Consider the following 26,708-nt stretch of genomic DNA (forward strand, 5'->3'; position numbering starts at 1 on the left):
AAACCTCCCCGACCGAGCGAACTTTTCCCGCCGCCCGCGCATCTGGTCCGCGTCATGCACCAGTTGCCGCGCCGGCACACGCCGCGCGGGTCTCGGATCGGGAGTTAGCTCATGGGTTCCATCAGCCACGACACCAGTGCCCTCGCACCGGGCGCCCACACCTTCACCGTCGACGGCGTCCGGCAGGTCTACCACGTCGCCGGCACCGGCCCGGTGTGCGTGGCGCACTCCGGCGGCCCCGGCATCGAGTGGTCCTACCTGCGGACGCCGAGCCTGGAGGAGCACTTCACGATGGTGTACGTCGAGCCGGTGGGCACTGGCGCCTCGGGACGTCTCGACGACCCCGCCGACTACCGTCTCGACACGTATGTCCGGTTCCTGCACGCCGTCGTCGAGCACCTCGGCGAGCCCCGCGTGTACCTCCTCGGGCACTCGCACGGCGGTTTCGTCGTCCAGCGGTACGCCCTCGCCCACCCGGACCGGGTCGCCGGTCTCGCCCTGTACGACACCTCACCCGTCACCGGCGCCGAGTTCTGGGCCGAGGCGATGGCCGGGCTGGCCGCGTACCCGCAGCGGCACCCGGACCGGCCCGAGGCGGCGGCGGTCCCGGCCGCCTTCGGCCAGATCGGCGGCGCCACTGACGACGAGTCGTTGGCGGCCGCCCTGCGCGCCGCCCTCCCGGTGTACTTCGCGGACTTCTGGGGCCGACAGGACGAGTTCGCCCCGTTCCAGGCCGCCGTCCGGATCTCCTCGGCGCCGGCCGGCGCGCAGGATCCCACGCCCTTCGACGTGCGGGAGGACCTGGCGGAGGTCACCGTGCCCGTCGTGGTGATCGTCGGGGCGTACGACTTCATCTGTGGCCCGCGCTGGGCCGAGCAGTTGCACGCGGGGCTCAAGGACTCGCGGCTGGTGTTGCTGGAGCGGAGCGGGCACTTCGCCCACATCGAGCAGCCGGCGGAGTTCACCGAGGCCGTGGTGGGGCTGCTCACGCGCTGACCCGGCGCGGCGCGGCCGGACCCCGAGGTCGGTTTGTCACAGCGGGCAGGCCTGCGCGCCCGCCGGCGTTGCACGGTCATAGGCTGGGCATTTTGGTGCACCGTGACGAAGAGGAGACCGCCGTGAGCCAGACCGAGCGGATGGATTCCGTCGACGAGTGGAACGTGGTCGAGGACGACGGCGTCCTGGATGCCTCCGACACCCTCGACGACGACCGGGTCGGCGATCCCCTCGACACCGGCATCGTGGCCGAGGACCACTGGACCGCCGCCAACCGGTTCGGCACCACGCCCGCCGAGGAGCGGGCGGGCGAGTCCTTGGCACAGCACCTCGCTCAGGAGGTGCCGGATGTCGACCCCTACGCCGAGGGTGGCGACGACGAGGACGAGCTGACCCGCCGGGGGTACGAGAGCGAGGCCCGCGCGGGCCGTCTCGTCGCCTACGACGAGGGCGTCCGCGAGGACGACGAAGCGGAGTCGGTGGCCTGGGACGCCGGTATCGACGCCGGTGCTGCCAGCGCCGAGGAGGCCGCGATCCACGTGGTCGAGGACCCGGACGGGCCCGGCGACGGTCCGTTGCGCTGACGCCGTACCCGCCGCGCTCAGCACCGCACCGGGTGCTGAGCGCGGCGGCGTCGGTCAGTGGATGACGACGGGCGTCCTGACCTGCTCGGCCTGCGGGTCGTCGAGCTGCGCCGGCTGACGTCGGCGCGGCAGCAGAGCCGCCGGGATGAACGTGAGCACGACGAGCGCGAACGCGACCCAGAACGTGTTGCCGAACGACCTGGCGGCGAAGTCCAGCCCCCGCTCGATGATCGACGGGTCGACCGGCATCTGCTGGAGCAGCTCCGGCCGCTGCTGGGAGGCGATGGCCAGCCCGGCCTCCGTGATCGGCTTGCCGCTCTCGTCCACCAGGCCGGGGATCGGCCGGGATCCGTTCAGCTCGTTGGTGAGGATCACCGACATCACGGCGGCGCCGACCGAGCCGCCGATCTGCTGGAGGATGTTGACAAGCGTCGAGCCGCGCGCCACGTCGTTTGCCGACAACGTCCGCAAGGCGGAAGTCATGATCGGCATCATGGTGCCGCCCATGCCCAGGCCCATCACGAACAGCGACCCGCCGAGCAGCCAGTACGAGGTCTGCGGGTCGACCTGGGTGAAGCCGAAGAACCCGACGACGATGAGCGCCAGCGCGAACGGGACGGTGCGCCCGATCGGCACCCGGTCGGCCAACGTGCCGGCGATCGGCATGGTGATCATCGCGCCGAGGCCCTGCGGGGCCATCAGCAGACCGGCGGTCAGCGTCGTCTCGCCGCGCACCTGGAGGAAGTAGCTCGGGAACAGCAGACCCGCGCCCATGAACGCGATGATGAACACGAACAGCGTCACCGACGCGATGGTCAGGCTGCGGTTGCGGAACAGCCGCAGGTCGAGCAGCGGGTGCCGGGGCTTGAACGAGTAGAGCACGAACGCCACCACCAGCGCGCCACCGACAAGCATCGGCGCCCACACCTTGGCCGCGGTGAAGGTGCCCGCCTCCGGCAGCGACGAGATGCCGTAGAGGAAGAGCGCCAGGCCCGGCGAGAGCATGAGCATGCCGACGAAGTCGAACGACTCGGACGGCTCGGGGGCGTCCTTCGGCAGCGCCATCTGCGCGTAGATCAGGGCGACGACGCCGATCGGCAGGTTGATCAGGAAGATCCAGTGCCAGCTCGCGGTGTCGATGAGCCAGCCGCCGAGGATCGGGCCGCCGATCGGGCCGAGCAGCATCGGAATGCCGAGGACGGCCATCAGCCGGCCGATCCGGTGCGGGCCGGCCGCGCGGGTCATGATGGTCATGCCCAGCGGCATGAGCATGCCGCCGCCGAGGCCCTGCAACACCCGGTAGCCGATCAGCTCGCCGATCGTGTCGGCAGTGGCGCAGAGCCCCGAGCCGATGGTGAACAGGGCAAGCGCCACCATGTAGAGGCGTTTGGTGCCGAACCGGTCAGCCGCCCAGCCGCTGAGCGGGATCACTGTGGCGAGCGCGAGGGTGTAGGCGGTCATCGTCCACGCGACGCGGGCGTACGACGCGTCGAACTCGCTCTGGAATTTGGGCAGCGCCACGCTGACCACCGTCACGTCGAGGATCGACATGATCGCGCCGAGGACGACGACGCCGGCCACCTTGAGCACCGCGGCGTCGAGTTTGTCCGATGTCGCGACAGATTGCTGTGTCACTAACTCTCCTGAAGTCGGTTGAGCGCCGATTGGTGGGTGGTGGCGATGTGCCGCGCCTGCACCGGCGCGTGACGCGACGTGCTGGGCGACGACGCGCGCTGGCAGACTAACCGTCAGCTGTGACGGTTCGCCGCCGGGTTTCGTGACCGGCCGGTGGCGAAAACCGATCGGCCGTCCCGTTGGAGCCGGACGTCGGGGTGTCGATCAGGCGGTGACCATCGGCACGGTGGTCGAGGCGGAACACCCCGGCCGGGCTCGCCTGTTGCACTCGACGTGCCGGTTCACCGCCGGCACCCCGATCGGAGGCACCGTGGACCGCGCCCAGCTCGCCAGCTTCCTGCGCACGCGACGGGAGGCGCTCCAGCCCGAGGACGTCGGGTTGCCCCGTGGCCCGCGCCGGCGCACCGGTGGGCTGCGGCGCGAGGAGGTCGCCACGTTGAGCGGGATGTCCACCGACTACTACAGCCGGTTGGAGCAGCAGCGCGGGCCGCACCCATCGGAGCAGATGCTCGCCGCCCTGGCCCGCGGCCTGCGGCTCTCCCTTGCCGAACGGGACCACCTGTTCCAGCTCGCCGGCCACGCCGTCCCGCGCCGGGCGGTGCGGGCCGACCACGTCAACCCGGGAATGATGCGGATCCTCGACCGGATGCAGGACACACCGGCCCAGGTGATGAACCACCTCGGCGAGACCCTGGCGCAGACCGCGCCGGCCGTCGCCCTGCTCGGCGACGAGACCCGGCACACCGGGCTGGCCCGCAGCGCGCACCACCGCTGGTTCACCGACCCGACGGCACGGCGGCTGCACCCGGCGGAGGACCACCACACGCAGAGCCGCCTGCTCGTGGCGAGCCTGCACGCCTCGTACACCCGCGACGGCCGGGGGTCGCGGGCGGCGGCCCTCGTCGACGACCTGCTGGCCAGGAGCCCGGAGTTCGCCCAGCTCTGGCGGGAGCACCCGGTGCCGGCCGGCCACTGTCCGCCGAAGCGCTTCGTGCACCCCGAGGTCGGGGCGTTGGAGCTGCACTGCCAGACGCTTGTGGACCCCGACCAGTCCCAGACACTGTTGGTCTTCACCGCGGTGCCCGGGTCGCCGAGCGACGAGAAGCTGCGGCTGCTCTCCGTCATCGGTGGCCAGCTCGTCTGACCGCGATCACCTGCCGGCGGGGAACCGAGCTGGGCTGACGCCCAGGTAGCGCCGGAAGTGGCGGGTCAGGTGCGCCTGATCGAAGAACCCGGCCGCGACGGCCGCGTCGGCGGGCCGCCGCCCGGCGAGGAGCAGGCGACGTGCCAGCTCAACCCGGCGACCGGTCAGGTACGAGTGTGGTGGCACGCCGAACACGTGACCGAACGTCCGGACCAGGTGCGTCGGGTGGGCGTGCAGCAACTCGGCGGCCTCCCCCAGCGTGACGCCCTCCACCGTCCGGGCGTCGAGCAGCTCCCGTAGTCGGATCGCGAGGCCGCGTCCCGCGGGTTGGCCGACGACCGGGGGACGCTGCCGCAGCTGCCGGCGCAGCCGGTCCAGGATGAGCGCGAGGCGGCTCTCGGCCTCGAACTCGTCCCCGGGCGCGGCGAGCGCCTGATGCAGGTGGTGGATCCGGTCCCGCAGCTGCGGATCGGCCAGATCCGGTTCGTCGACGGCCCGGCCGGCCAGGTCGGCGTCGAGCGCCGAGGTGTCGAGGTAGAGGACCCGCTTGCGGAAGCCGTCCGGTGTGGCGGAGCTTCCGTCGTGCGGCACGTACGGCGGCAGCAGGGTGACCGACGTGCGCAGCGCGCCGTGCCGGTGTCGGTCGAGGTCGAAGCGGACCGCGCCGTCGTCGACGATCAGCAGTGTCCACACGTCGTGGATGTGCCGGGGGTAGGCGTGGTCCACGAAGTGGGCGTGGAAGACCTCGGCGACCCCGGCTACCGCAGGTCGCCACGCGTTCACGTGCGAGCCCGGCGGGCGGGTGGCCACGCTAAGAACGTACAAGACCGGCCGGCGTCGAGGTCGGCAGGCTCGACGCCATGACCGAACCGATCCGATTTCCCACCAAGATCGCCGTGCTGCTCCGCAACGACCTGGCCGGCTGGCAACGGCTGAACGTCACGGCCTTTCTGGTCAGTGGCATCGCGAACGCCGTACCGGAGCTGCTCGGCGAGGAGTACCGCGACGCGGACGGCACCGCGTACCTGCCGATGTTCGGCCAGCCGGTGCTGGTCTTCGCCGGTGACCGGACGACGCTTGTCGGCGCGCACTCGCGCGCCCTGGCCCGCGGGTTGCGGATGGCGATCTTCACGTCCGAGTTGTTCGCCACCGGCAACGACCGGGACAACCGCGCCGCCGTCCAGGCTGTCGGTCGGGAGAAGCTCGACCTGGTGGGCCTGGCGCTGCACGCGCCGCGCGCCGTGGTGGACAAGGTGCTCAAGGGGGCGTCGATGCACCCGTAACGGTATCCGGGGCGGCGAAGACATTGATATCGGTCCGTATGACTGTAATGATTAACACACTTTACAGTTGTTTCGCCGCCCCGGAAGGACCCCGACATGGCGCGACGATTGGCCGGGCCCGCGCCCCGCCGCCCCCGCATCAGACTGACCTCCGCACTCGCTGCCGCAGTGCTCGCCGTACCGATCGGCCTGGTCGTCGGCGCCCCCTCCGCGACGGCCGCCAGCACCGGCATCATCACCGGGTACGGCGGCAAGTGCGTCGACGTGGCCGCCGCGAACCCGGCCAACAGCACCCCGGTCCAGCTCTACACCTGCAACGGCTCGACCGCGCAACAGTGGACGGTCGGCGACGACGGCACGATCCGGGCGCTGGGCAAGTGCCTCGACATCGCCGCCGCCAGCACCGCCAACGGCGCCCGGGTGCAGATCTACGACTGCAACGGCACCGGGGCGCAACAGTGGTCGGCCAACGCCGGCCAGCTGGTCAACCCCATCTCCGGCAAGTGCCTCGACGCGACCGGCCAGAGCTCCGCCGACGGCACCCCGCTCCAGATCTGGAGTTGCACCGGCACCGCCAACCAGACCTGGACACTGCCCGGCGGCGGCACCACCCCACCGCCGCCCGGTGGTTTCACGCACCCCGGCGTGCTTGTCAGCCGGGGCCAGCTCGACTTCGTCCGGGGCCGGGTGCAGGCCGGCGCGCAGCCGTGGGCGTCGGCCCACAGCCAGATGATGGGCAGCCGGTACGCCTCGCTGTCGCGTACCCCGGCGCCCCGGTCGGTGGTCGAGTGCGGGTCCTACTCCAACCCGAACAACGGCTGCACCGACGAGCGGGAGGACGCGATCGCCGCGTACACCGACGCGCTCGCCTGGTATGTCACCGGAGACGCCCGGTACGCGCAGAAGTCGATCCAGATCATGGACGCGTGGTCGGCGACGATCACCGCGCACACCGGCAGCAACGCCCCGTTGCAGACCGGCTGGGCGGCCTCGGTCTGGCCCCGGGCCGCCGAGATCATCAAGTACACGTACACCAGCTGGCCCAACGCCAACCGCTTCGCCACCATGCTGCGCACCGTCTACCTGCCGATGGTGCGCAACGGCTCCAACAGCAACGGCAACTGGGAACTGACGATGATGGAGGCGACCGTCGGCATCGCCGTCTTCCTTGAGGACCGGAGCGCCTACGACGCGGCGGTCACCCGCTTCCTCAACCGCACCCGCGCCTTCGTCTACCTGCCCAGCGACGGCGCGCTGCCCTACACGGTGCCCGGCAGCGGTCTGGACACCAGCTCGGAGATCATCGGCTACTGGCAGGGCCAGTCCACCTTCGTCGCCGGCCTCGCCCAGGAGACGTGCCGCGACTTCGTCCACACCGGGTACGGGATCTCCGCCATCTCGCACGTCGCGGAGACCTCCCGCATCCAGGGACAGGACCTGTACCCACAGGTCGGTGAGCGGTTGCGCCAGGCGCTCGGTTTCCACTCGCGCTACCAGCTCGGCGAGGCGCCGCCCTCCTGGCTCTGCGGCGGCAGCCTCACCCGGGGCCTCGGCCCGATCACCGAGGTCGGCTTCAACGCGATGAGCACCCGGCTGGGCAACGTCATGACCAACACCCAGACCCTCACGCTGCAACAACGTCCGGCCGGAACCAACAACCTCTTCGTCGCCTGGGAGACGCTCACCCACGCCAACAACCCCAACTGACCGGGCCGTCGTGGGCCGGCGCCACGTTCCGGTGCCGGCCCACGACGGTGCTCAGGTGTCGGCCCCCAACGCCACCACCGGGCTGACCCGCGACGCCCGACGGGCCGGCAGCACCCCGGCCAGCGCGGTCAGCCCGACCAGGGCCACGAAGAGCCCGGCCAGTGGCAGCAGCGGCGCGGTCAGCGGCGCCTCGATCCCGAGGGTCTGGACCGCCAACCAGGCGTACGGGACACCGAGCACCAGGCCGATCGTCGCGCCGATCACCCCGTACAGGCCGGACTCGACGGTCAGCATCGTGCGCAGGCCGGTCCGGGACAGCCCGATCGCGCGGAGCAGCCCGGACTCGCGTACCCGCTCCACCACCGACAGCGCGGTCGTGGAGCCCACGCCGACGACAGCGATCAGCACGGTCAGGCCGACCAGGCCCACCGCGATCCAGACCAGGGTGCGCACCAAACTGTCGTTGCGGTCCCGTTCGTCGGCGAGCACCGCGAGGCCCACCCCGTCGCTGCCCCCGATCGCCTGGCGCAGCGCCCGCACGCCGGCGGTGCGACCGTCCTCACCGGACCCGGCCGCGTCGGCCAGCAGACCGCTGTACGCCGCCGGCACGCCGATCCGGTCCAGGTCGGCCGGATCGGCGAGGATGCTGGCGTGCAGCGGGCCGTCACCGGGCAGAACCGCGGCCACCCGCACGTCGATCCTCCCCGTGGCGACGGCGAGGGTGACGCTGTCGCCGGCCCGCAGACCCGCGTCCCGGGCGACCCAACTGGTGAGCACGATCCGACCCGGGCCACGATCGGCCAGGGAGCCCTGGGCCACGTCCAGAGCGCCGGTGCTCGGCAGCGCCGCCAGGTCCAGGTCGCTTGTCGCGTAGCCGGACTCGACGTCACCCAGCTTGTCGGCGCCGCGCAGCAGCGTGGCGTCACCGACCATCCGGTACGGCACCACCCGCGCCAGTGCGCCACGCGCCGCCTGGGCCCGGGTCACCACTGCCGGCGGCAGCGGCCCAACGTTCCCGGTGACCTCGAAGTCGGTCGGCGCCGAGAGCGCCATCTCGCGGTCGGCGAGGATCTGCAACGACGCGCCGCCGATGACCACCCCGGAGATCAGGGTCACGCCCAGCGCGACAACGACGGAGACCGCGGCGGCCCGGCGCGGAGCCCCGCCGATCCCACCGACCGACATCCGCCCGAGCGGCCCGAGCTGGCGCAGCGGCCACCCCACCACGGCCAGCACCGGGCGCACCAGCAGCGGACCGAGGGCCACCAGCCCGAAGAACGCCAGCGCGCCGGACGCGACGAGCAGCAGCAGTGGCCTCGAGGCGTCGTAGTTCGCCTGGTCCGGCTTCGGCAACTGGCTGACCGTGGCGACCGCCGCCAGGACCGCGCCGACGGCCAGGATCAGCCCGACGATCAGACGCAGCACCCCGATGCCGCGCCGGCCGGCGGTGGTGGTGCTCGCCGTCCGCAGCGCCTCCAACGGGGAGACCCGGGCAGCCGAGAACGCCGGTGCCAGCACGGCCAGCACGGTGAGCACGACGGCGCCGATCACCACGGTGACCGCCGCCGCCAGGGGCAGGCCCGGCGAGGAGACCTGGTAACCGGTGGCGCGCAGGATCGCCGGCAGCGCGTACCCGAGGGTGAGGGCGCTGGCGACCCCGACGACCCCGGCGACCAGCCCGGTCAGGGCGCCCTCGGCGGTCAACGCGCCCACCAGGGTGCCCCGACCCGCGCCGACGGCCCGCAGCAGCGCGAGCTGCCGCATCCGCTGGGCGAAGACGATGCGGAAGGTCGAGGTGACCACCAGCGCCGCAGCGACGACCGCGATGGAGACGAACACGCCGACCAGGATGAAGAGCTTCCCGACCTGTTGGGCCGCCGCGTTGGCCTCGGCGTCACGTACCTCGGCGCCGGAGCGGATCGGCTGGCCGGCGACCGCCGCGGTCACCCGTTGGCGGACCGCGTCGGTCGCGGTCCCGGGGGCCACCCGCACGTCGACGCGCTCCACAGCCGTCAGTCGCGCCCAGCCGATCACGGCGCTGTCCGGGGCGTACGCGTCGTAGCCCGCGTCGCGGCCGGCGTCGACAAGGCCGGTGACGGTCAGTGGTGCGGGCGAGGTGACCTCACCGCCGGTTCCGCTGGTGGTGGTGCCGACCGAGAGCCCGAGCCGTTCGGCGGTACGCGGGGTGATCGCGATCTCGCCGGGCCGGTCCGGGTAGCTGCCCTCGATCACCCGGACCGTGGTCAGCGGGCCGCTCCCCGGGTCGGCCTGGAGGTTGAGGTACCCCTGGCCGATGGAGACCCCGGTCGCCACCCGGGCCACCGCCTCGGCCACCCCGGGCACGGCCCGGATCTGCCGCAGGTCCGCGACGGTGGGTGGCGGCACGTCGACCGCGCCGATCACCAGGTCGGTGACGGCCGGGGTGCCGCTGAGGTTGTCCCGCACGGTCCGTTCGGTGATCTGCTGCACCAGCACGGTGCCGAAGACGACGAAGGACGCGACAAGGATCGCCAGGCCGGTCAGGATCAGCCGGCCGGGCCGCCGGGCGGCGGCGCTCGTCTGGGTACGCAGCACTGTCGCTCTCACGCGCGGGCCGCCAGATCACGCAGCGCGTCGGTGACCGACACCTGGTCCGGTTTGTCGATCTCGCCGGCGACCCGGCCGTCGGCGAGCAGCACCACCCGGTCGGCGTACGCGGCGGCGATCGGGTCGTGGGTGACCATGACGACGGTCTGGCCGAGGTCGCGCACCGAGTCGCGCAGGATGGTGAGCACCTCCGCGCCGGAGCGGGAGTCGAGGTTGCCGGTCGGCTCGTCGGCGAAGACCACCTCGGGCCGCGCCACCAGGGCGCGGGCCATCGCGACCCGCTGCTGCTGGCCGCCGGAGAGTTCGCTGGGCCGGTGGTTGAGCCGGTCACCGAGGCCCAGCACCCGCACCAGGTGCTCCAGCAGGTGACGGTCGGGCTCCCGGCCGGCGAGGTCCAGCGGCAGTGTGATGTTCTGGGCGGCGGTGAGCTGCGGCAGCAGGTTGAAGGACTGGAACACGAAGCCGATGCGCTCCCGGCGCACCCGGGTCAGCGTCCGGTCCGACTGGCCGGTCAGCTCCGTGCCGCCGAGCAGGACGCGGCCGGAGGTGGCGGTGTCGAGACCGGCGAGGCAGTGCATCAGTGTCGACTTGCCGGACCCGGACGAGCCCATGATGGCGGTGAACTCGGCCCGGCCGAAGCCGACCGAGACCCCGTCCAGGGCACGGACGGCGGTGTCGCCGCTGCCGTACACCTTCACCAGGTCGACCGCGGCGACCGCGGCGTGGCTGGTCTCCGGCGGGGCGTGGGTTGTCATTGTTCCTCCAGTGGCTGCGATGTGGCCCGGACAGCGTCGCCGCCACCGGCGGGCGGGCGCATCGGCCCGTGGCCGGGTATCGCCGGCGTCGGGTCTGTCTTTCGGCCGATCTGCCGGTGCCGTCCGCTGGCTACGCTGGGTCACCATGAGCACGCCGGATCTTCGACGTTGGTGGGTACGCCTGGCCCAGGCCGCCGGCCTGCTGGCCCTTGGCCTGCTCGCCCTCTTCGACCTTCGGTTCGGCGCGCCCGAGAGCCTGGCCGCTCTCCTGCTCCTGCTGGTACGCATGGGGCTGGCGGTGGCGACGGTGCCGCTCTGGCTGCCGGTGCACCGACCGGGGTCGCGGGTGGTGCCGCTTGCCGCGTTGGCGCTCGCCGGCGCCTCACTGGCCGTGACCGCGGCCCTGCTGTTCCTCTCCGCGGGCACGTACGCCCCGGGCGGCAGCTGGGGGCTCGCCGAGTCGGCCGGGCTGATCGGGGTGGCCTTCGTGGTCACCCGCTGGGGCGCGCCCCGGCTCGCCACGTGGGCGGCGGTGGCCGTCGGGCTGGCCGTCGCCGCGTTGCCGCTGCGCTCCGGCACCGAGAACCTGCTGGTGATCTTCGGTCTGCTCCAGGTGCTCGCCGCGGCCGGCGCCGCCGGGGTGGGGCTCTACCTGCGGATCATGGCTGCCGGTCGGGACCGGGCGATCGCGCTGGTTCGGGCCGAGCAGCGCGCGGAGTTCGCCCGGGACCTGCACGACTTCATCGCCCACCACGTGACCGGCATCGTGGTGCAGGCGCAGGGCGCCCGGTTCGTCGCCGAGCAGGACCCGCATCGGGTCATCGTCGCGCTGGAGCAGATCGAGCGGGCCGGCACGGAGACGATGGCCTCGATGCGCCGGATGGTGGGGATCCTGCGCAACCCGGACACCCCGCCGGACGCGCCGCTGGCCCCACTGGCCGGCGTGACCGAGTTGCCGCCGCTGCTGGCGGGGTTCAACGGCACGGCGAGCGCCCCGGCCCGCCTGCACGTCGACGGTGACCTGGACGGACTGCCGGTGGAGGTCTCGACGTCGGCGTACCGGGTGGTGATGGAGGGGCTGACCAACACCCGCCAGCACGCCCCGGACGCCCGAGCCGTGGACGTCGCCGTGCGCCGTACCCCGGACTGGTTGCTGGTCCGGGTCGCCGACGACGGCGCGGCCGGGCGCACCACGCCCGCCCGGGGGCACGGCTTCGGCCTGATCGGCCTCACCGAGCGGGTACGCGCCCTCGGCGGCACGATCAGCGCCGGACCCGGCGTCGCCGGTGGCTGGGTGCTCGATGCGGCGTTCCCGCTGCGCACGGCGGTGGGGCGATGATCCGGGTGTTGATCGCCGACGACCAGGCGATGGTCCGGACCGGCTTCGGCATGATCATCGGGGCCCAGTCGGACATGGAGGTGGTCGGCGAGGCCGCCGACGGGGTGGTCGCCGTGGAGTTGGCCCGGCGGCTGCGCCCGGACGTGGTGCTGCTGGACATCCGGATGCCCCGCCTCGACGGCCTCGAAGCGCTGCGGCTGATCGCCGGGCCGGGCGTCGCCGACCCAATCCGGGTGGTCGTGGTGACGACCTTCGACCTGGACGAGTACGTGCACACCGCGCTCGCCAACGGCGCCTGCGGTTTCCTGCTCAAGGACTCCGGCCCGACGCTGTTGGTGGAGGCGGTCCGCGCGGCCGTGTCGGGTGACGCGCTGATCAGCCCTTCCATCACGGTACGGCTGTTGGAGCACCTCAGCTCGCCGACCCCGGCGCGCGGCGACACCGGGCTGTCACCACGGGAGCTCGACGTCGTGAAGCTCGTCGCCCGGGGCCTGACCAACGCCGAGATCGCCGCCGGGCTCTTCATCGCGGTCGGCACGGTCAAGACCCACCTGGCGAGCGTGCAGATGAAGCTCAAGGCCCGCAACCGGGTCGAGATCGCCGCGTGGGCCTGGGAACGGCGTCTCGTCGGCTGAGGGGACAGCAGCCCTACCGCCACTGACCTATCATCGTCATCAGTCGATGACTGGTCCGCTGCGGTCACCCCGAAGGCGAGGCGATCATCATGCGCGATCATCCGTGGCGCGGCGTCCGTTCCAGGGCCGCCGCACTGGCCGCCTGCGCGCTCACGGCGGCCCTGGTGGCGACGGGCGCGACCCCGGCGTACGCCGCGGCGGACACCGAGCGTCCCACCACCCCCGGCGCGATCACAGTCGTCGCCATCGACACCACCTGGATCGAGCTGACCTGGGCGGCCTCGACCGACAACGTGGGCGTGGTCCGCTACCCGGTCGGCGCGCAATTCGAGGATAACGGCGCCCAGTATTCGACAGACACCAACAGCATCCGGATCGAGGGCCTGCGGCCCTCACGCACGTACACCTTCTCGGTGTGGGCGCTGGACGCGGCCGGCAACAGTTCGCTGTCCAACCCGACCCTGCGGTTGACCATGCCACCCGGCGACGACCAACCGCCGAGCGCGCCGGGCCAACCGGTAGCGTACGACGTCGCCGCCACACAGGTCTCGCTGCGGTGGACGCACTCGGTGGATAACGTCGTGCTCGACAGGTACGAGGTGTTCCGGGTCGACGCTGGCGGCGCTCTCACCCTGGTCCGCGACGTGTCCCAGTACCCGCCCCGAAACAGCACCCAGATCGGCGGGTTGACGCCGAACACCACGTACACCTTCGTGGTGCGGGCCCGCGACGAGGCCGGCCACCTGTCTCCCCTGTCCGCGCCGGTCACCGTGACCACCCTGCCCCCGCCGCCGAGTTGCACGGTCCGGTCCACGGTGCGGCAGTGGTCGGACGGTTTCGTGGCAAACCTCGTCGTCGAGAACACCGGCACCACTGCGGTCGACGGGTGGACGATGACCTGGCGGTTCTGGGCCAGCCAGCAGGTCCGCGGCATCTGGGGCGCGACGGTCGTCGATCGCCTCAACAACAGCTATCTGCGGGTGCGCAACACCAACCGGAACGCGCTGATTCCGCCGGGCGGCAGCGTGTCGCTGGGGCTCGTCGCCACCGGCACGCAACTGCCGGAGGAGGTCACGTTGAACGGCGGCCTCTGCGTGGTGGCAGACGAATAACGCTCGGCTCCGGGGTCTGGCGCCAGCCACGACATCTTGCGACGCTATCGGTTGTGGATGATTACGACCTGGTGGTGCTGGGCTCCGGACCCAGCGGTCAGAAGGCCGCTATCGCTGCCGCCAAGCTCGGCAGGCGGGTCGGCATCGTGGACCGCCGCGACATGATCGGTGGGGTGTGCATCAACACCGGCACGGTCCCCTCCAAGACGCTGCGGGAGGCCGTCCTCTACCTGACCGGGCTGAGCCAGCGAGACCTCTACGGCAGCAGCTACCGGGTCAAGGACGAGATCACGGTCAGCGACCTGGCGGCCCGGACGCAGCACGTGATCACGCGGCAGACCGACGTCATCCGCAATCAACTGGCCCGCAACCGGGTCTCGATGATCACCGGCACCGGCCGGTTCGCGGACGCGCACTCGATCTGGGTCGACAGTGGCTCCGGCCGGGAGTCGAAGGTGACCTTCGACAAGGCCATCATCGCGGCGGGCACCCGCCCGGCCCGCCCGGACAGCGTCGACTTCGACGATCGGACGATCGTGGACTCCGACGGCGTCATCAACCTCCAGGCCGTACCCCGCAGCATGGTCGTGGTCGGCGCCGGCGTGATCGGCATGGAGTACGCGTCCATGTTCGCGGCGCTGGGCACCAAGGTGACGGTGGTGGAGCGCCGCGACCGGATGCTCGACTTCTGCGACGACGAGGTCGTCGAGTCGCTCAAATATCATCTGCGCGACCTGTCGGTGGCGTTCCGCTTCGGCGAGGAGGTCGCCGCCGTGGAGAAGCACCAGACCGCCGCGCTGTGCATCCTCAAGAGCGGCAAGAAGATTGTCGCGGACACGGTCATGTACTCGGCGGGTCGGCAGGGCCAGACCGACGATCTGGCCCTGGAGGCCGCCGGGTTGGAGGCGGACCGGCGCGGCCGGATCAAGGTGGACGTCAACTACCGCACCTCGGTGGAGAACATCTACGCGGTGGGCGACGTGATCGGCTTTCCCGCGCTCGCGTCCACCTCGATGGAGCAGGGCCGACTGGCGGCACAGCACGCCTGCGGCGAACCGATCCGGGAGATGCACGGCCTGCAACCGATCGGCATCTACACCATCCCCGAGATCAGCTTCGTCGGGCAGACCGAGGCGCAGCTCACCGAGGCATCGACTCCGTTCGAGGTCGGCATCGCGCGTTATCGGGAGCTGGCCCGGGGCCAGATCGTCGGCGACTCGTACGGCATGCTCAAGCTGCTCGTCTCCCCCGACGACGGCCGACTGCTCGGGGTGCACGTGTTCGGCACCGCCGCCACCGAGATCGTCCACATCGGGCAGGCGGTGATGGGTTGCGGCGGCACGATCGACTACCTGGTCGACGCGGTGTTCAACTACCCGACGCTGGCCGAGGCGTACAAGGTGGCCGCCCTGGACGCGTCCAACAAGATCCGCAACATCACCCGCATCGACGGCTGAACTCTGCACCTCGGTCGAGTCGGTCACGGCGGAACAGGCGATTCGGCGCGCCGGCAGCCTCGACGCGGGGCCAGCCTCGACGCGGGGGCTCAACCAGTCCCCGGAACGCCTGTAGAGCTGCCCCAGAAATGGGGCGGCACCTGCCACCCGAGTCGCACGCTAGGTCCGAGCGGCGTCCAGGAGATCCGAGCTACGTCCGGGAGATCCGAGCGGCGTCCGGGAGAGGCGGCAGCGAATGCCCGCCGCCCCATATCCGGGGCAGCTCTACAGGCACCAACCGACAGGTTGCTCCCCTGACCGCGCCGCCCTCTGCGGCCTCATCAGTCCCCTGCTGAGCTTCGTCCGCCCTCATCCAGCCCCACCTCAGCCGCCGTTTGCCAGAGGGCGGGGCCGAGGGCCGAGGGCCGAGGGCCGGGGGCCGGTGCGAGGGCCAAGGGCCGGTGCGAGGGCCAAGGGCCGGTGCGAGGGCCAAGGGCCGGTGCGAGGGCCGGAGGCCGGTGCGGGGGCGGGATGCCTCCGCACCGGCCGATGATCCTGTCAGCTGGCCGCGCAGGTTGGGCTGAGGCTGCCGGCGGTGCCGTTGCCCTGGAAGCCGAACTCGGTGGACTGCCCGGCGCCGACCTGGCCGTTGTAGGCCACGTTCGTCCAGTTCGTCGTGCCGGTGGTGCCGCTGTTGTTGGCGCTCCAGGCGTTGGTGACCGTCGCGCCGGACGGCAAGTTGATCGTCACCGTCCAGCCGTTGAGCGCCGACGAGCCGGCCGTCACCCGTACGTTCGCCACGAAGCCGCCGGTCCACTGGTTCACCGTCACCGTCGCGGTGCAGTCACCCTGCCCCGGCGGAGGAGTCGTGGGCGGCGGGGTGGTCGGCGGCGGGGTGGTGGGGGGCGGGGTCGTGGGCGGCGGGGTCGTGGGCGGCGGGGTGGTGGGAGGCGGAGTGGTCGGCGGCGGAGTGCCGTTGTTCAGTGCGGCCAGGACCGCGTCGTACGCCGCCTTCTTGGACCCGTTGCTGTTGAACAACAACGGCGTCTGCGAGGACCGCCACGAGTCACTGTCGCGGATGCCCCACACCGTGATCCCGTTGCACTGGGGCACCGCAAGGCAGTCCTCGACGACACTGCGGTACGTGTTCGCTGGGGCGCCCTGGATGTCCAGCTCGGTGATCTGCACATCCACCCCCAACGCCGCGAAGCTCGACAACGTGGTGCGGTAGTTGCTCACGTACGGCGAGTCGTTGTTGAAGTGCGACTGGAAACCCACGCAGTCGATCGGCACCCCACGGGACTTGAAGTCCCGCACCATGTTGTAGACGCCCTGGGTCTTGGCCCAGGTCCAGTTGTCGATGTTGTAGTCGTTGTAGCAGAGCTTCGCACCGGGATCCGCCGCCCGTGCGGCGCGGAACGCGGCCTCGATCCAGTCGTTGCCCGTACGCTGCAGGTTCGAGTCGCGCCGGCCGCCGGAGTTACCGTCGGCGAACGCCTCGTTCACCACGTCCCAGGAATAGATCTGCCCCCGGAAGTGCGTCGCCACCTGCGTCACGTGATTCAGGATCGCCTGCCGCAGAGCGCTGCCGCTCATGCCCTGCATCCAACTCGGCTGCTGGGCGTGCCAGGCCAGGGTGTGCCCACGTACCTGCATCCCGCGACTGCGGGCGTGGTTGACGATCTGCTCCGCCGAGCCGTAGCTGAACCGACCCTGCTGCGGCTCGGTGGCGTCGATCTTCATCTCGTTCTCGGCCGTCACCATGTTGAACTCACGGTTCAGGATCGTGGTGTACGCGCTGTCCGAGAGCTTGTATCCAGCCACCGCCGTACCGAAATAACGACCCTTCTCGGCGGCGGCCGCGCCGAGCGTGGTCCCAGCCGAGGCGGGTGTCGTCACGAACAGCGCCATGCCGGCGGCGAGGGCCCCCGCGCCGGTCAGCGCGATCACGGCTCTCGATGCCGCCTTCCATCTCGTCCTTCTCATCGGGTGACTCCTTGTGTGGTGGTGGAGTGGCAGGGAAAGGAAACTCAGGACACCGAGCAGGCCGCGCCGTTCAGGGTGAAGGAGGTGGGTTTGCCGGTGCCGCCTCCGTGCGTGGCCTGGAAGCCGATCTCGACCGACGCGTTCGGGGCGATGGTGGCGTTGTAGGAGACGTTGCGGGCGGTCACCGCACCGCTCGTCGGGGAGTAGGTGGCGTTCCAGCCGTTGGTGATGGTCTGGCCGCTGGGCAGCGTGAAGGCCAGCGTCCACCCGTTCACAGCGGCCGTGCCGGTGTTGGTGATGGCCACGCTCGCGGTGAGCCCGTTGTTCCAGGCGTTCACCGTGTAGCCGACCCGGCAGGCGCCCGCGCTGGGCGGCGGCGTGGTCGGGGGCGGAGTCGTCGGCGGCGGCGTGGTCGGTGGCGGAGTCGTGGGGGGCGGGGTCGTCGGCGGCGGCGTGGTCGGCGGCGGAGTCGTGGGGGGCGGAGTCGTCGGCGGCGGAGTCGTCGGCGGCGTGGTGCCGTCCAGCCCGAAGAAGCGGATGACCTGCGCGGCGTCGACCGGCAGGTTGTGCGTGACACCCTGCATGCTGATCGCCTCGACCGGCGCCATCGGGCCGCTGCTGCCGTACCGGGTGCGGGTGTAACCGGACTGCGGTGAGTCGGTGTACGTCGGGGTCTGGCTCAACCCGTGCACGTTGGTCCACTGCTTGATCTGCTCACCGAAGTTCGGATAGCGCAGCGTCTCGTCGTTGGTGCCGTGCCAGATCTGCATGCGTGGTCGCTGGCCGGTGTAGCCCGGGTACGCCCCACGGACCAGGTCCCCCCACTGCTGCGGGGTCTTGATGAGCTGCCCGTTCGCGCACTCGCTGTTCCACTCGGAACTGCCCCCGGTGGCGAAGCAACTGAACGGCACCCCGGCGAAGGAAGCGCCCGCCGCGAACACGTCCGGGTAGTCACCGAGCATGACGTTTGTCATCATCGCTCCGGACGAGGTGCCGGTGGCGAAGATCCGCGCCGGGTCGGCGGCGTAGCGCTGCCGCACGTACTCGACCATCGACATGAGCCCGACCGGGTCGCTGCCTCCGCCCCGGCGCAGGGCCTGCGGTGAGGCCACGTCCCAGCACTTGCTGCTGCGGGTCACCGACGGGTAGATCACGATGAACCCGTACCGGTCGGCGAGGGACGCGTACTGGGTGCCGGAGTAGAAGGCCGGACCCGTGCCGGTGCAGTAGTGCAGGGCGAGCAGGATCGCCGGTCGGGTGGCCACCCGGTCCGGGACGTACAGGTGCATCTGGAGGTTCGTGGGGTTGGTGCCGAAGCCGGTCACCTGGGTCAGCGTCGCCGCCGACGCCGGGGTGGCGAAGGTCAGCGCGGCGGCGGCGAGCGTCAGAGCCGCCATGGCGGCGCCGAGCATCCGTGTCTTGAGTGTCATCGATCGCGATCCCTCGGGAGATAGGCGCGTGGAAGGGGACTGAAGTCGAGGACTGCCCTTCGCCCGACCCTGACCGCGGCTCGCGTGACCAGGTCAGCTTCGATCGAGGACACTCGATTGTCAAGACTTCCGGAAACCTTTCGCCGCAACGGATTCCGGGCCCACCTGCGCAACCGGGGACACCGACGGGCCCGGCCGCCGGCGGCGGCTGGCGGGCTATTATCGGGATGTTCTCGAAACGTGCCGGACGGAGATTCAGTGAGGATCGTTGACGCCCGGGTCATCCTGACCTCTCCGGGCCGCAATTTCGTCACCCTCAAGATCGTCACCGACGAGGGGGTGACCGGCGTCGGGGACGCCACCCTCAACGGCCGGGAGCTGGCCGTCGCGTCGTACCTGCGTGACCACGTGGCGCCGCTACTGATCGGCCGGGATCCGGCCCGCATCGAGGACACCTGGCAGTACCTGTACCAGGGGGCGTACTGGCGGCGCGGCCCGGTCACGATGAGCGCCATCGCCGCCGTGGACACGGCGCTGTGGGACATCAAGGGCAAGGTCGCCGGCCTGCCGGTCTACCAACTGCTCGGCGGCCGCTCCCGCGAGGGCGTCACCGTGTACGGCCACGCCAACGGCGAGACCGTCGAGGAGGTGCTTGTGGAGGTCGCCCGCTACGTCGACCTCGGCTACCGGGCGGTCCGGGTGCAGTGCGGGGTGCCGGGGCTACCCAAGACCTACGGGGTCAGCACCGACAAGTTCTTCTACGAGCCGGCGGACGCGGCGCTGCCCAGCGAGGCGACCTGGTCGACGCCGCGTTACCTGAGCCACGTGCCGAAGGTGTTCGCCCAGGTACGCGACGAGTTCGGCCCCACCCTGCGGCTGCTGCACGACGTGCACCACCGGCTCACCCCGATCGAGGCGGCCCGACTCGGCCGCAGCCTGGAGCCCTACGCGCTGACCTGGATGGAGGATCCCGTCCCCGCCGACCTCCAGGAGGGCTTCCGGTTGATCCGGCAGCACACCACCACCCCGATCGCCGTCGGGGAGGTGTTCAACAGCATCTTCGACGCGGCCCAGCTCATCCGGGAACAGCTCATCGACTACATCCGGGCCACCGTGGTGCACGCCGGCGGGATCACCCACCTGCGCCGCATCTTCGACCTCGCGGCGCTGCACCACGTCCGCAGCGGATCGCACGGCGCCACCGACCTCTCCCCCGTCTGCATGGCCGCCGCGTTGCAGCTCGACATCTCCATCCCCAACTTCGGCCTGCAGGAATACATGCGGCACACCGAGCAGACCGACGAGGTGTTCCCGCACGGCTACCACTTCGCCGACGGCTACCTGCACCCCGCCGAGACGCCCGGTCTCGGTGTGGACATCGACGAGGAGGCGGCGGCCCGCTACCCGTACTCGCCGGCGTACCTGCCGGTGAACCGGCTGGAGGACGGCACGGTCCACCCCTGGTGACCGCGCCACAGTGGCCCGGCCGGCTCAGTAGATGCGCCGCCCCCGCTCGTCCGGCACCCCGGACTTGCGGAAGAAGTACGTGTTGACCTGGTCGCGCCACTCGGTGGCGGAGCGCATCTGCTCGTCGAGGCGTTCGGCCACCCGCTCGTACACGGCCGGGTCGATCATCCCGTTCAGCGTCTGCCACCTCCGTCGCATCGCCGCCACCTCCTCGACACCGGCGAAGTGCGTGTCGTAGATGTGCTGGATGACTGTCGAGCCGCTGTGCAGGACGTGCTGGTACGGCACGTGGTGGAAGAAGAGCAGCAGCTCGTCGGGACAACTCTCGGGCGTCTCGTACCTCTCAGCCCAGTACGGCGGGTACTGGCCGGCGAAGCCGGTGCCCGACGCGCGGCTGCGGTCCACGCCCACGCCGTCGCGGTCGGCGAAGTGGTAGGTGCCCCACCGCGAGTACTCGTACCCGTCGACGCCGGGGCCGTAGTGGTCGCCGGGGTTGACCATGAAGCCAACGCCCAACGGGGCGGTGTACCGCTCGTAGGTGCGCCACGAGTCGTCCATGATCTCGTGCAGCGTCCGTCGCACCAGGTCCGGGTCGGCGGTGGCCGAGGGCGGGAAGGTCAGCGTCATCCACTCGTCGAGGACCGCCGTCGGGTCCAGCCGTGGGTCCCAGGCGAGCCGCCCGAACGAGTACAGGTTGGCCTGCGCCAACGGGTGCCCGGTCCAGAACAGGTCGTCGCCGGTGTTGGCGACCGCGACGAGGCCACCGCCAACGCCCTCCGCCCCCGCCACCACGTCGGCCACCGACCGTCCGCCCGGCCCCCAGGGCGCGAACCGCAGCACCTCACTCCACCACGGGCCGAGGTGGCAGACGTGTCGCTGCTGGCCTGTGTATTCCTGCGTGACCTGCAACTCCACGGCCAGTCGGGTGGCGGGCATCGCGGCGATCACCGGGGAGACCGGCTCTCGGGTCTGGAAGTCCACCGGGCCGTACTTCACCTGGAGGATCACGTTGGTGCGGAACCGCCCGTCGAGTGGGGCGAAGTGGTCGTACGCGGCGCGGGCCCGGTCGGTCGACCGGTCCCGCCAGTCCTGGTGGTGGTTGTAGACGAACGCCCGCCAGTGCACCACTCCCCCGTGCGGGGCGAGCGCGTCCGCCAGCAGGTTCGCCCCGTCGGCGTGATCCCGCCCGTAGCTGAACGGGCCGGGTTGCCCCTCCGAGTCGGCCTTCACCAGGTAGCCGCCGAAGTCGGGAATGCGGTCGTAGACGGTCCGGGTGACCTGCGCCCACCAGCTCCGCACCTCCTCGTCCAGCGGGTCGGCTGTCGACAGGCCACCGAGGAGCATCGGCGCCGCGAAGGTGACCGACAGGTGCACCCGAATGCCGTACGGGCGCAGCACGTCGGCGATCTCGGCCACGTCGCCGAGCCGATCGGTGAGCAGCAGCGCCTCGGTACGGGAGACGTTGACGTTGTTCACCGAGATGGCGTTGACGCCGCTCGCGGCCAACAGTCGTCCGTACTCCCGGATCCGGGAGAGGTCGCCGCGCGGCCGGCCGTCCTGCCAGAAGATCGAGCCGCCCGCGTAACCCCGTTCGACCTGGCCCATCACCGGGTGCACAGCCACGTTGTCCCAGTGGTTGAGCATCCGCCGGCGCAGCGCGGGCCGGTGCCGCTCCGGCGGGCGGGTCGGGTCGAAGGCCGCCGCGCAGAGCCGGACCACGTGGAAGAGCCCGTACAGCAGGCCGGCGGGCGCGTCGGCCACCACCACCGTCACCTGGCCGGCGTGGGTCAGCAGGAACCCCTCCTTGCCGAGCGTCCCGTCACCGACGTCGTCGCGTGCCGCCTCCACCGCCGGAGCGGGCAGCTCACCCGCGCCACGCAGGGCGAGCACCAGGTCGACGTCGACGTCCCAGGAGGGGTTGTGCCACACCCGCCCGCCGTAGCGCGCGCAGGCCCGCGAGACCTCGTCGAGCACGGTGTCGACGAGCAACCCGTCACCGTGGACGAGAACTCGACGCGCGCCGAGGGTCCGGAACGCCTCCGGTGGCAGCCAGGCCGGGTGTACCCGCGGCTCGTCACCGTCCAGCGGCTCCTCGACGAACATCAGCTGCTCCAGGTCCACCCACTCTTCGGCGTTCATCGATCCTCCCGTAGCACGACGACACCGTACGCCGGAAGCGGCAAGGAAGCACCTGTCGTCGTGCGGTGACCGGTGAGCAGGTCGACGCCGCTGCTCGGAGCGGTCACCTCGACCGGCTCGGCGCGGTGGTTGAGCAGGAACAGCAGCCGCGTGCCGTCCGGCGCGACGCGGACGGCGGATTCCAGGTCGGGTGTGTCCGGGTAGGGGCCGAGGACGTCGTGCCGAGCCAGCACCTGCCGAACCACCCAGGACACGCCGGCCTGGTCCAGACCGGCGGCCACGTACCAGCCGTCGCCGGCGCCGAAGGAGTTGCGGGTCACCGCCGGGGTGCCCGCGTAGAAGTCGGCCTGGTAGGTGCCGACCACCGCCGCTCCCTGCGGAATCACCAGCTCGAACAGCAGTCGCGCCTCCACGTCGAGCTGGTCCGGGCCGGCGCCGAGACGGACCGGGTTGACCGTCTCCGGTCCGCGCGCGTCCCACTCGTCGACCCGGACGCCCAGCAGCTGACCGAGCGGGCCGGGCACGTCCATCTGGAAGGCCTGGTCGTTCTCGTCCACCCGACCCGACAGGTAGGTGGTGAGCACCGAGCCGCCGCGCGCCGCCACCGCCTCCAGCCGCTGCGGCAGGTCACCCTTGAGCATGTGCAGGGCCGGCGCGACGACCACGTCGTAGCGGGACAGGTCCTGGGTCACCGCGACGACGTCCAGGTCCACGCCGGCGTCCCAGAGCGCCCGGTGGTAGGCGAGCACGACCTCCTGGTAGCGGACCAGCCGGGACGGGCCGTCGGAGATCTCCAACGCCCACCAGCTGTCCCAGTCGAACAGCAGCGCCACCCGGGCCGGGGTCCGCGCGCCCAGCGACACCGGGCCGAACCGGTCCAGCTCGACGCCCAACTGGGCGACCTCCCGGAACACCCGGGTGTCGGAGCGACCGGCGTGACCGATGACGGCGCCGTGGTACTTCTCGCTCGCCCCCCGGGAGGCGCGGAGCTGGAAGAACAGCACCGCGTCGGCGCCGTGCGCCACCGCCTGCCAACTCCACAGCCGCATCAGGCCGGGCCGCTTCAGCGGGTTGACGTCCCGGCACGAGGTGACCCCCGGGGACTGTTCCATCAACCAGAACGGCTGGCCGTCCTTGAGCCCGCGCATCAGGTCGTGGGTCAGCGCCATCCGGGCCGCCGACTCGTCGTTCGGCGGGTAGTTGTCCCACGAGGCGAAGTCCAGGTGCGCGGCCCAGCGGTGGTAGTCGACGGGCCGGTACAGGCCCATGAAGTTGGTCGTCACCGGCAGGTCCGGACTGGACTCACGGATGGCGGCCTTCTCGTCGTGGAAGTTGGTAAGCATGGCGTCCGAGGTGAACCGCAGGTAGTCGAGGGTGATGCCCTGGAACGCGGTGTGGTCCGGCCCGCGCCAGTGCTCGGTGAGCGCCGACGGCGGCTCGATCTGGTCCCAGTCGGTGAAGGTGTGCGACCAGAAGCTGGTGTACCAGGCCGCGTTCAGGTGGTCGAGGGTGCCGTAGCGGTGGCGCAGCCAGTCCCGGAAGCCGGCCGCGCACAGCTCGCAGTAGCAGGCGCCGCCGTACTCGTTGCCGACGTGCCACGCGATGACCGCCGGGTTGTCGGCGTACCGGCCGGCGATCCGGCGGGCCAACTCGACGGAGAGCCGGCGGAAGACCGGCGAGCTGGGGCAGGAGTTGTGCCGCTGGCCGAACCGGTGCTTGCGGCCCTCGAAGTCGGTCCGGGTCACCTCGGGGTACGCCTTGGCCAGCCACGGTGGGTGGGCGCCGGTGCCGGTCGCCAGGCAGATCCCGCGCCCCTCGGCGGCGGCCCGCTCGATGATCCGGTCCAGCAGCGTGAAGTCGTACCTGTCCTCGGCGGGCTGGCAGAGCGCCCAGTCGAACACGCCGATGGTGACCAGGTCGATCCGCGCGGTGTCGAAGAGACGGTAGTCCTGCTTCCACACGTCCTCGGGCCACTGTTCCGGGTTGTAGTCGCCCCCGAAGGGCACCTTGGCGGTGACGGGCAGGCTCATCGGATGAACTCCTTCTGGATCAGCCGGACCATCGGGTCGCTGACGCGCAGGAACGCCAGGACCGCTACCGCACCGAGCATCGCCAGCACCGCCTCGGAGAAGACCGCGGTGACCGCGGCCGCCGCGGCCAGCAGCAGCGCGTTGCCGACTGTGACACCGGGGGTACGCACGAGGAAGTGCACGGCCAGTCGGAGCACGTCCCGGGTGCGGAAGTCGAACAGCGAGGTGATCACCAGGGCGTTCGCCGCGCAGAGCGTCACAACCACCGCGAGCAGGACCAGGGGCACCGCCCACCAGCCCGGGAGGCCGACCGCGTCCCGGTAGGCGAGGTTCACGGCGAGCACTGTCAGCCAGAGCAGCGTCGGCACCCAGACGCGCAGCACGCCGGACAGATTGGTCCGGTACCCGCGCCAGAACACGGCGGCGGGCCGCAGGTCGGTCAGGTCGGCGGGTTGGTGGCACAGGGCGTACAGGGCGGCCGAGAGCGCCGGGCCGACCGGCACCAGCAGCACGGCGGCCAGCGGCAGGTTGCTGGGATCGCGACCCAGCAGCAGCATCGGGAGCAGGCCGGGCAGGGTGGTGAGCAGGAGCAGCAACTCGACGACGAGCAGGATGTAGACCCGCGAGGTGATCCGCGACAGTGGCCCGTCGCCGAACTGTCGCCAGGTGCGCGCGGCGCTCACGGCTGCCCCCTCCGCTCGTCTCGCCCGAGGGCGGGCGGGTCACCCGCGCGCCCCGGGCCGGTGGTCGTCGGGGAGCCCGGTCGGGCCGTGGTGACCGCCCGACCGGACTCCCCGCTGATCAGCCGTTGTCCTTCTGGAACCGCTCGTACGCCTTGTTGACCACGTCGATGTACTGCTCGGAGTTCTTGGACTTCAGCTCCGCCACGTAGGCGTCCCACTCGCTCAGGGGTCGCTGGCCGAGGGCGAACTTGAGCGTGTTCTGGGTGACGAAGTCCTTCAGCGGGGTCTCCCAGAGCGACACCTGCTCGCGTTCCTCATCGGTGAACGGGCGCGGCGGGGGGACCTCCCTCGGCTTGCGGGCGTCCATCACCTTCTGGAACTCCAGCTCCTCCGGGGAGAAGAACCCGCGGACCAGATCGGGCGTGCCGCCGTAGGCGAAGACGCCGTTGTGGAAACCGAAGTCCTTCTGGAGGTGCTTGGGCGCCTTCGGGTTGAGGCCGAGGAAGTCGACACCGGGGTTGAGCGTTCGCTTGCCGGACGCGTCCTTGGTGAAGGTGGTGCCCTCGACGCCCCAGCGGGCGAACTCCATGCCGGCGTCCGAATACCACAGCCAGTCGATGAACTGCATCATGGCGACGAAGTTCTTGCTCTCCCGGGCCTTCGAGGAGATCATGATGCCGTTCTCCAGGCGGGGGAAGGGATTGACCTCGCCGGCCGGGCCGATCGGCAGCGGGATCTTGGCCATCTTCGCGTTCGGCAGGGTCTTGGCCAGGTCGGGCCGGTGGTTGTTGACGAGCGTCTGCGCGTTGCCGGTGACCACGAAGGACTTGCCGTTGGCAAGCTTCTGGCGGGCCTGGTCGTCGGTCTGGGTGAAGCTCTCCGGGTCGAGCAGGCCCTCGGCGACGAGCTTGTGCAGGTACGTGACCACCTGCTTGTACTGCTCGGACGAGCCGGTGTAGGTGAACTTCTTCGCCGTCGGGTCCCAGGTGGCGTGCTGGAAGTCCCAGCCCGCGTAGGTGCCGTGGGACGAGCCGAGGATCCCCAGCAGGGCGCCGGTCGGGTTGGGCTTGCTGAAGAGATCGGAGTACGGGTAGACGTTCGGGTACTTGGCCTTCATCGCCTTGAGCACCGTGTACAGGTCGTCCCAGGTCTTCGGGACGGGCAGGTTGAGCTCCTGCATGATGTCGGTGCGCACCAGCACCGTGTAGTCCTGCGTGGGCTTCTCGTGGACGCCGGGGAGCAGGTAGAACTTACCGTCGGCCTGCCGCAGGTTGTCGATCTCCGGCTTGAGGTTCCACTTGGTGATCTTTTCCTTGAAGTTGGGCATCAGATCCAGGTAGTCGCTCACCGGGAGGATCGCCCCGGAGGCCACGAACGCGTCCTCCTGCGGGTGGTACGTCTTCGGGATGATCATCGGGGCGTCCCCGGCGCCGATCAGCAGGCTGCGCTTCTGCTCGTAGTCGCTCAGCGGAACGGCGACCGGCTCGATCTTGACGTTGGTCCGCTTGGTCAGCTCCGACCAGAACAGCCAGTCTTCCTTGAGCGGATAGAACGTGTGGTTGTTGTAGAGGGTGGAGAAGGAGAGCGCCTCGGTGGCCTTGAACTGGTCGCCGACGCCGTAGCTGGCCATCGCCCCGACCTTGTTCTCCGAGAGGTCCTTCGACTCGCCGGGATCCTCGGAACAGGCGGTGCTGAGGGTGAGCGCGAGCACACCCGCGGTGGCTATCGCCACCCGGCGCCACGTCTTGTGGAGCATGGCTC

General features: G+C 71.0%; 20 protein-coding genes. 10 read left to right on the forward strand and 10 right to left on the reverse strand.

Going from position 1 to position 26,708, the window contains the following annotated elements:
* The first annotated feature begins 111 nt into the window (after nt 1–111).
* Together ACQPWW_RS19685 and ACQPWW_RS19690 are read left to right on the forward strand one after the other, a co-directional pair.
* Nucleotides 112–996 (forward strand): alpha/beta fold hydrolase, encoded by an 885-nt coding sequence (locus ACQPWW_RS19685; protein WP_433124529.1) that lies wholly within the window; start codon nt 112–114, stop codon nt 994–996.
* A 122-nt stretch (nt 997–1,118) separates the two neighbouring features.
* On the forward strand, nt 1,119–1,580 hold the full coding sequence (locus ACQPWW_RS19690) for a DUF5709 domain-containing protein (RefSeq protein ID WP_433124531.1): 462 nt from the start codon (nt 1,119–1,121) through the stop codon (nt 1,578–1,580).
* A 54-nt stretch (nt 1,581–1,634) separates the two neighbouring features.
* Here ACQPWW_RS19690 and ACQPWW_RS19695 read toward each other — a convergent pair whose 3' ends face one another.
* Nucleotides 1,635–3,215: a DHA2 family efflux MFS transporter permease subunit gene (locus tag ACQPWW_RS19695; protein WP_433124533.1), complete on the reverse strand. Its 1,581-nt coding sequence runs from the start codon at nt 3,213–3,215 to the stop codon at nt 1,635–1,637.
* 310 nt (nt 3,216–3,525) lie between these two features.
* Here ACQPWW_RS19695 and ACQPWW_RS19700 point away from each other — a divergent pair, with 310 nt between their 5' ends.
* Complete coding sequence (locus tag ACQPWW_RS19700; protein ID WP_433134439.1) at nt 3,526–4,359, forward strand: helix-turn-helix transcriptional regulator; 834 nt, start codon at nt 3,526–3,528, stop codon at nt 4,357–4,359.
* Nucleotides 4,360–4,365: 6 nt separating this feature from the next.
* Here ACQPWW_RS19700 and ACQPWW_RS19705 read toward each other — a convergent pair whose 3' ends face one another.
* Complete coding sequence (locus ACQPWW_RS19705; protein WP_433124535.1) at nt 4,366–5,169, reverse strand: AraC family transcriptional regulator; 804 nt, start codon at nt 5,167–5,169, stop codon at nt 4,366–4,368.
* Between the two features lie 50 nt (nt 5,170–5,219).
* On the opposite strand from ACQPWW_RS19705, the gene ACQPWW_RS19710 reads away from it, so the two are divergent.
* A complete protein-coding gene (locus tag ACQPWW_RS19710; RefSeq protein ID WP_433124537.1) occupies nt 5,220–5,642 on the forward strand; it encodes a DUF2000 family protein in 423 nt (140 codons plus the stop codon).
* 96 nt (nt 5,643–5,738) lie between these two features.
* Nucleotides 5,739–7,349, forward strand: a complete 1,611-nt coding sequence (locus tag ACQPWW_RS19715) for a ricin-type beta-trefoil lectin domain protein (RefSeq protein WP_433124539.1) — start codon at nt 5,739–5,741, stop codon at nt 7,347–7,349.
* Between the two features lie 51 nt (nt 7,350–7,400).
* Here the strand turns inward: ACQPWW_RS19715 and ACQPWW_RS19720 are convergent, their stop codons facing one another.
* Both ACQPWW_RS19720 and ACQPWW_RS19725 read right to left on the reverse strand, forming a co-directional pair.
* Complete coding sequence (locus ACQPWW_RS19720; protein ID WP_433124540.1) at nt 7,401–9,923, reverse strand: FtsX-like permease family protein; 2,523 nt, start codon at nt 9,921–9,923, stop codon at nt 7,401–7,403.
* 8 nt (nt 9,924–9,931) lie between these two features.
* Nucleotides 9,932–10,690: an ABC transporter ATP-binding protein gene (locus ACQPWW_RS19725; RefSeq protein WP_433124542.1), complete on the reverse strand. Its 759-nt coding sequence runs from the start codon at nt 10,688–10,690 to the stop codon at nt 9,932–9,934.
* Nucleotides 10,691–10,835: 145 nt separating this feature from the next.
* Between ACQPWW_RS19725 and ACQPWW_RS19730 the strand changes: the two genes are divergently transcribed.
* From ACQPWW_RS19730 to sthA, 4 genes are all read left to right on the forward strand, one after another.
* Nucleotides 10,836–12,029 (forward strand): sensor histidine kinase, encoded by a 1,194-nt coding sequence (locus ACQPWW_RS19730; protein ID WP_433124544.1) that lies wholly within the window; start codon nt 10,836–10,838, stop codon nt 12,027–12,029.
* Nucleotides 12,026–12,664 (forward strand): response regulator, encoded by a 639-nt coding sequence (locus ACQPWW_RS19735; RefSeq protein WP_433124546.1) that lies wholly within the window; start codon nt 12,026–12,028, stop codon nt 12,662–12,664. Before ACQPWW_RS19730 ends, ACQPWW_RS19735 begins: the two co-directional genes overlap by 4 nt.
* 89 nt (nt 12,665–12,753) lie before the next feature.
* The gene (locus tag ACQPWW_RS19740) at nt 12,754–13,776 is read left to right on the forward strand and encodes a fibronectin type III domain-containing protein (RefSeq protein WP_433124547.1); all 1,023 of its coding nucleotides are present in this window, start codon (nt 12,754–12,756) and stop codon (nt 13,774–13,776) included.
* Between the two features lie 53 nt (nt 13,777–13,829).
* Nucleotides 13,830–15,233 (forward strand): Si-specific NAD(P)(+) transhydrogenase, encoded by a 1,404-nt coding sequence (gene sthA, locus ACQPWW_RS19745; RefSeq protein WP_433124549.1) that lies wholly within the window; start codon nt 13,830–13,832, stop codon nt 15,231–15,233.
* 537 nt (nt 15,234–15,770) lie between these two features.
* On the opposite strand, the gene ACQPWW_RS19750 is transcribed toward sthA, so the two are convergent.
* Together ACQPWW_RS19750 and ACQPWW_RS19755 are read right to left on the reverse strand one after the other, a co-directional pair.
* Nucleotides 15,771–17,198 (reverse strand): endo-1,4-beta-xylanase, encoded by a 1,428-nt coding sequence (locus tag ACQPWW_RS19750; RefSeq protein ID WP_433124551.1) that lies wholly within the window; start codon nt 17,196–17,198, stop codon nt 15,771–15,773.
* Between the two features lie 44 nt (nt 17,199–17,242).
* Nucleotides 17,243–18,628, reverse strand: coding sequence for an extracellular catalytic domain type 1 short-chain-length polyhydroxyalkanoate depolymerase (locus tag ACQPWW_RS19755; RefSeq protein ID WP_433124552.1), 1,386 nt, complete (start codon nt 18,626–18,628; stop codon nt 17,243–17,245).
* Between the two features lie 258 nt (nt 18,629–18,886).
* Between ACQPWW_RS19755 and manD the strand changes: the two genes are divergently transcribed.
* Nucleotides 18,887–20,095: a D-mannonate dehydratase ManD gene (manD, locus tag ACQPWW_RS19760; RefSeq protein WP_433124554.1), complete on the forward strand. Its 1,209-nt coding sequence runs from the start codon at nt 18,887–18,889 to the stop codon at nt 20,093–20,095.
* Between the two features lie 24 nt (nt 20,096–20,119).
* Here manD and ACQPWW_RS19765 read toward each other — a convergent pair whose 3' ends face one another.
* The 4 genes from ACQPWW_RS19765 to ACQPWW_RS19780 form a co-directional block, all read right to left on the reverse strand.
* Complete coding sequence (locus tag ACQPWW_RS19765) at nt 20,120–22,234, reverse strand: alpha-glucuronidase (RefSeq protein ID WP_433124556.1); 2,115 nt, start codon at nt 22,232–22,234, stop codon at nt 20,120–20,122.
* Complete coding sequence (locus ACQPWW_RS19770; protein WP_433124558.1) at nt 22,231–24,264, reverse strand: beta-galactosidase; 2,034 nt, start codon at nt 24,262–24,264, stop codon at nt 22,231–22,233. Before ACQPWW_RS19770 ends, ACQPWW_RS19765 begins: the two co-directional genes overlap by 4 nt.
* Entirely contained in the window at nt 24,261–24,947 is a 687-nt protein-coding gene (locus ACQPWW_RS19775) for a DUF624 domain-containing protein (protein ID WP_433124560.1), read from the reverse strand. Before ACQPWW_RS19775 ends, ACQPWW_RS19770 begins: the two co-directional genes overlap by 4 nt.
* A 118-nt stretch (nt 24,948–25,065) precedes the next feature.
* Nucleotides 25,066–26,703, reverse strand: coding sequence for an ABC transporter substrate-binding protein (locus ACQPWW_RS19780; RefSeq protein ID WP_433124561.1), 1,638 nt, complete (start codon nt 26,701–26,703; stop codon nt 25,066–25,068).
* Nucleotides 26,704–26,708 lie beyond the last annotated feature (5 nt).

Origin of the sequence: Micromonospora sp. CA-240977 (genome assembly GCF_050942285.1) — a bacterium.
Lineage (GTDB): Bacteria > Actinomycetota > Actinomycetes > Mycobacteriales > Micromonosporaceae > Micromonospora.

Excerpts from the sequence above, each read along its gene's own strand:
- ACQPWW_RS19685 (WP_433124529.1), top strand. The coding sequence starts at position 112 with ATGGGTTCCATCAGCCACGACACCAGTGCCCTCGCACCGGGCGCCCAC.
- ACQPWW_RS19740 (WP_433124547.1), top strand. The coding sequence starts at position 12,754 with ATGCGCGATCATCCGTGGCGCGGCGTCCGTTCCAGGGCCGCCGCACTG.
- ACQPWW_RS19770 (WP_433124558.1), bottom strand. The coding sequence starts at position 24,264 with ATGAGCCTGCCCGTCACCGCCAAGGTGCCCTTCGGGGGCGACTACAAC.
- ACQPWW_RS19780 (WP_433124561.1), bottom strand. The coding sequence starts at position 26,703 with ATGCTCCACAAGACGTGGCGCCGGGTGGCGATAGCCACCGCGGGTGTG.
- ACQPWW_RS19755 (WP_433124552.1), bottom strand. The coding sequence starts at position 18,628 with ATGACACTCAAGACACGGATGCTCGGCGCCGCCATGGCGGCTCTGACG.
- ACQPWW_RS19730 (WP_433124544.1), top strand. The coding sequence starts at position 10,836 with ATGAGCACGCCGGATCTTCGACGTTGGTGGGTACGCCTGGCCCAGGCC.
- ACQPWW_RS19725 (WP_433124542.1), bottom strand. The coding sequence starts at position 10,690 with ATGACAACCCACGCCCCGCCGGAGACCAGCCACGCCGCGGTCGCCGCG.
- ACQPWW_RS19735 (WP_433124546.1), top strand. The coding sequence starts at position 12,026 with ATGATCCGGGTGTTGATCGCCGACGACCAGGCGATGGTCCGGACCGGC.
- ACQPWW_RS19765 (WP_433124556.1), bottom strand. The coding sequence starts at position 22,234 with ATGAACGCCGAAGAGTGGGTGGACCTGGAGCAGCTGATGTTCGTCGAG.
- ACQPWW_RS19750 (WP_433124551.1), bottom strand. The coding sequence starts at position 17,198 with ATGAGAAGGACGAGATGGAAGGCGGCATCGAGAGCCGTGATCGCGCTG.
- ACQPWW_RS19715 (WP_433124539.1), top strand. The coding sequence starts at position 5,739 with ATGGCGCGACGATTGGCCGGGCCCGCGCCCCGCCGCCCCCGCATCAGA.
- ACQPWW_RS19710 (WP_433124537.1), top strand. The coding sequence starts at position 5,220 with ATGACCGAACCGATCCGATTTCCCACCAAGATCGCCGTGCTGCTCCGC.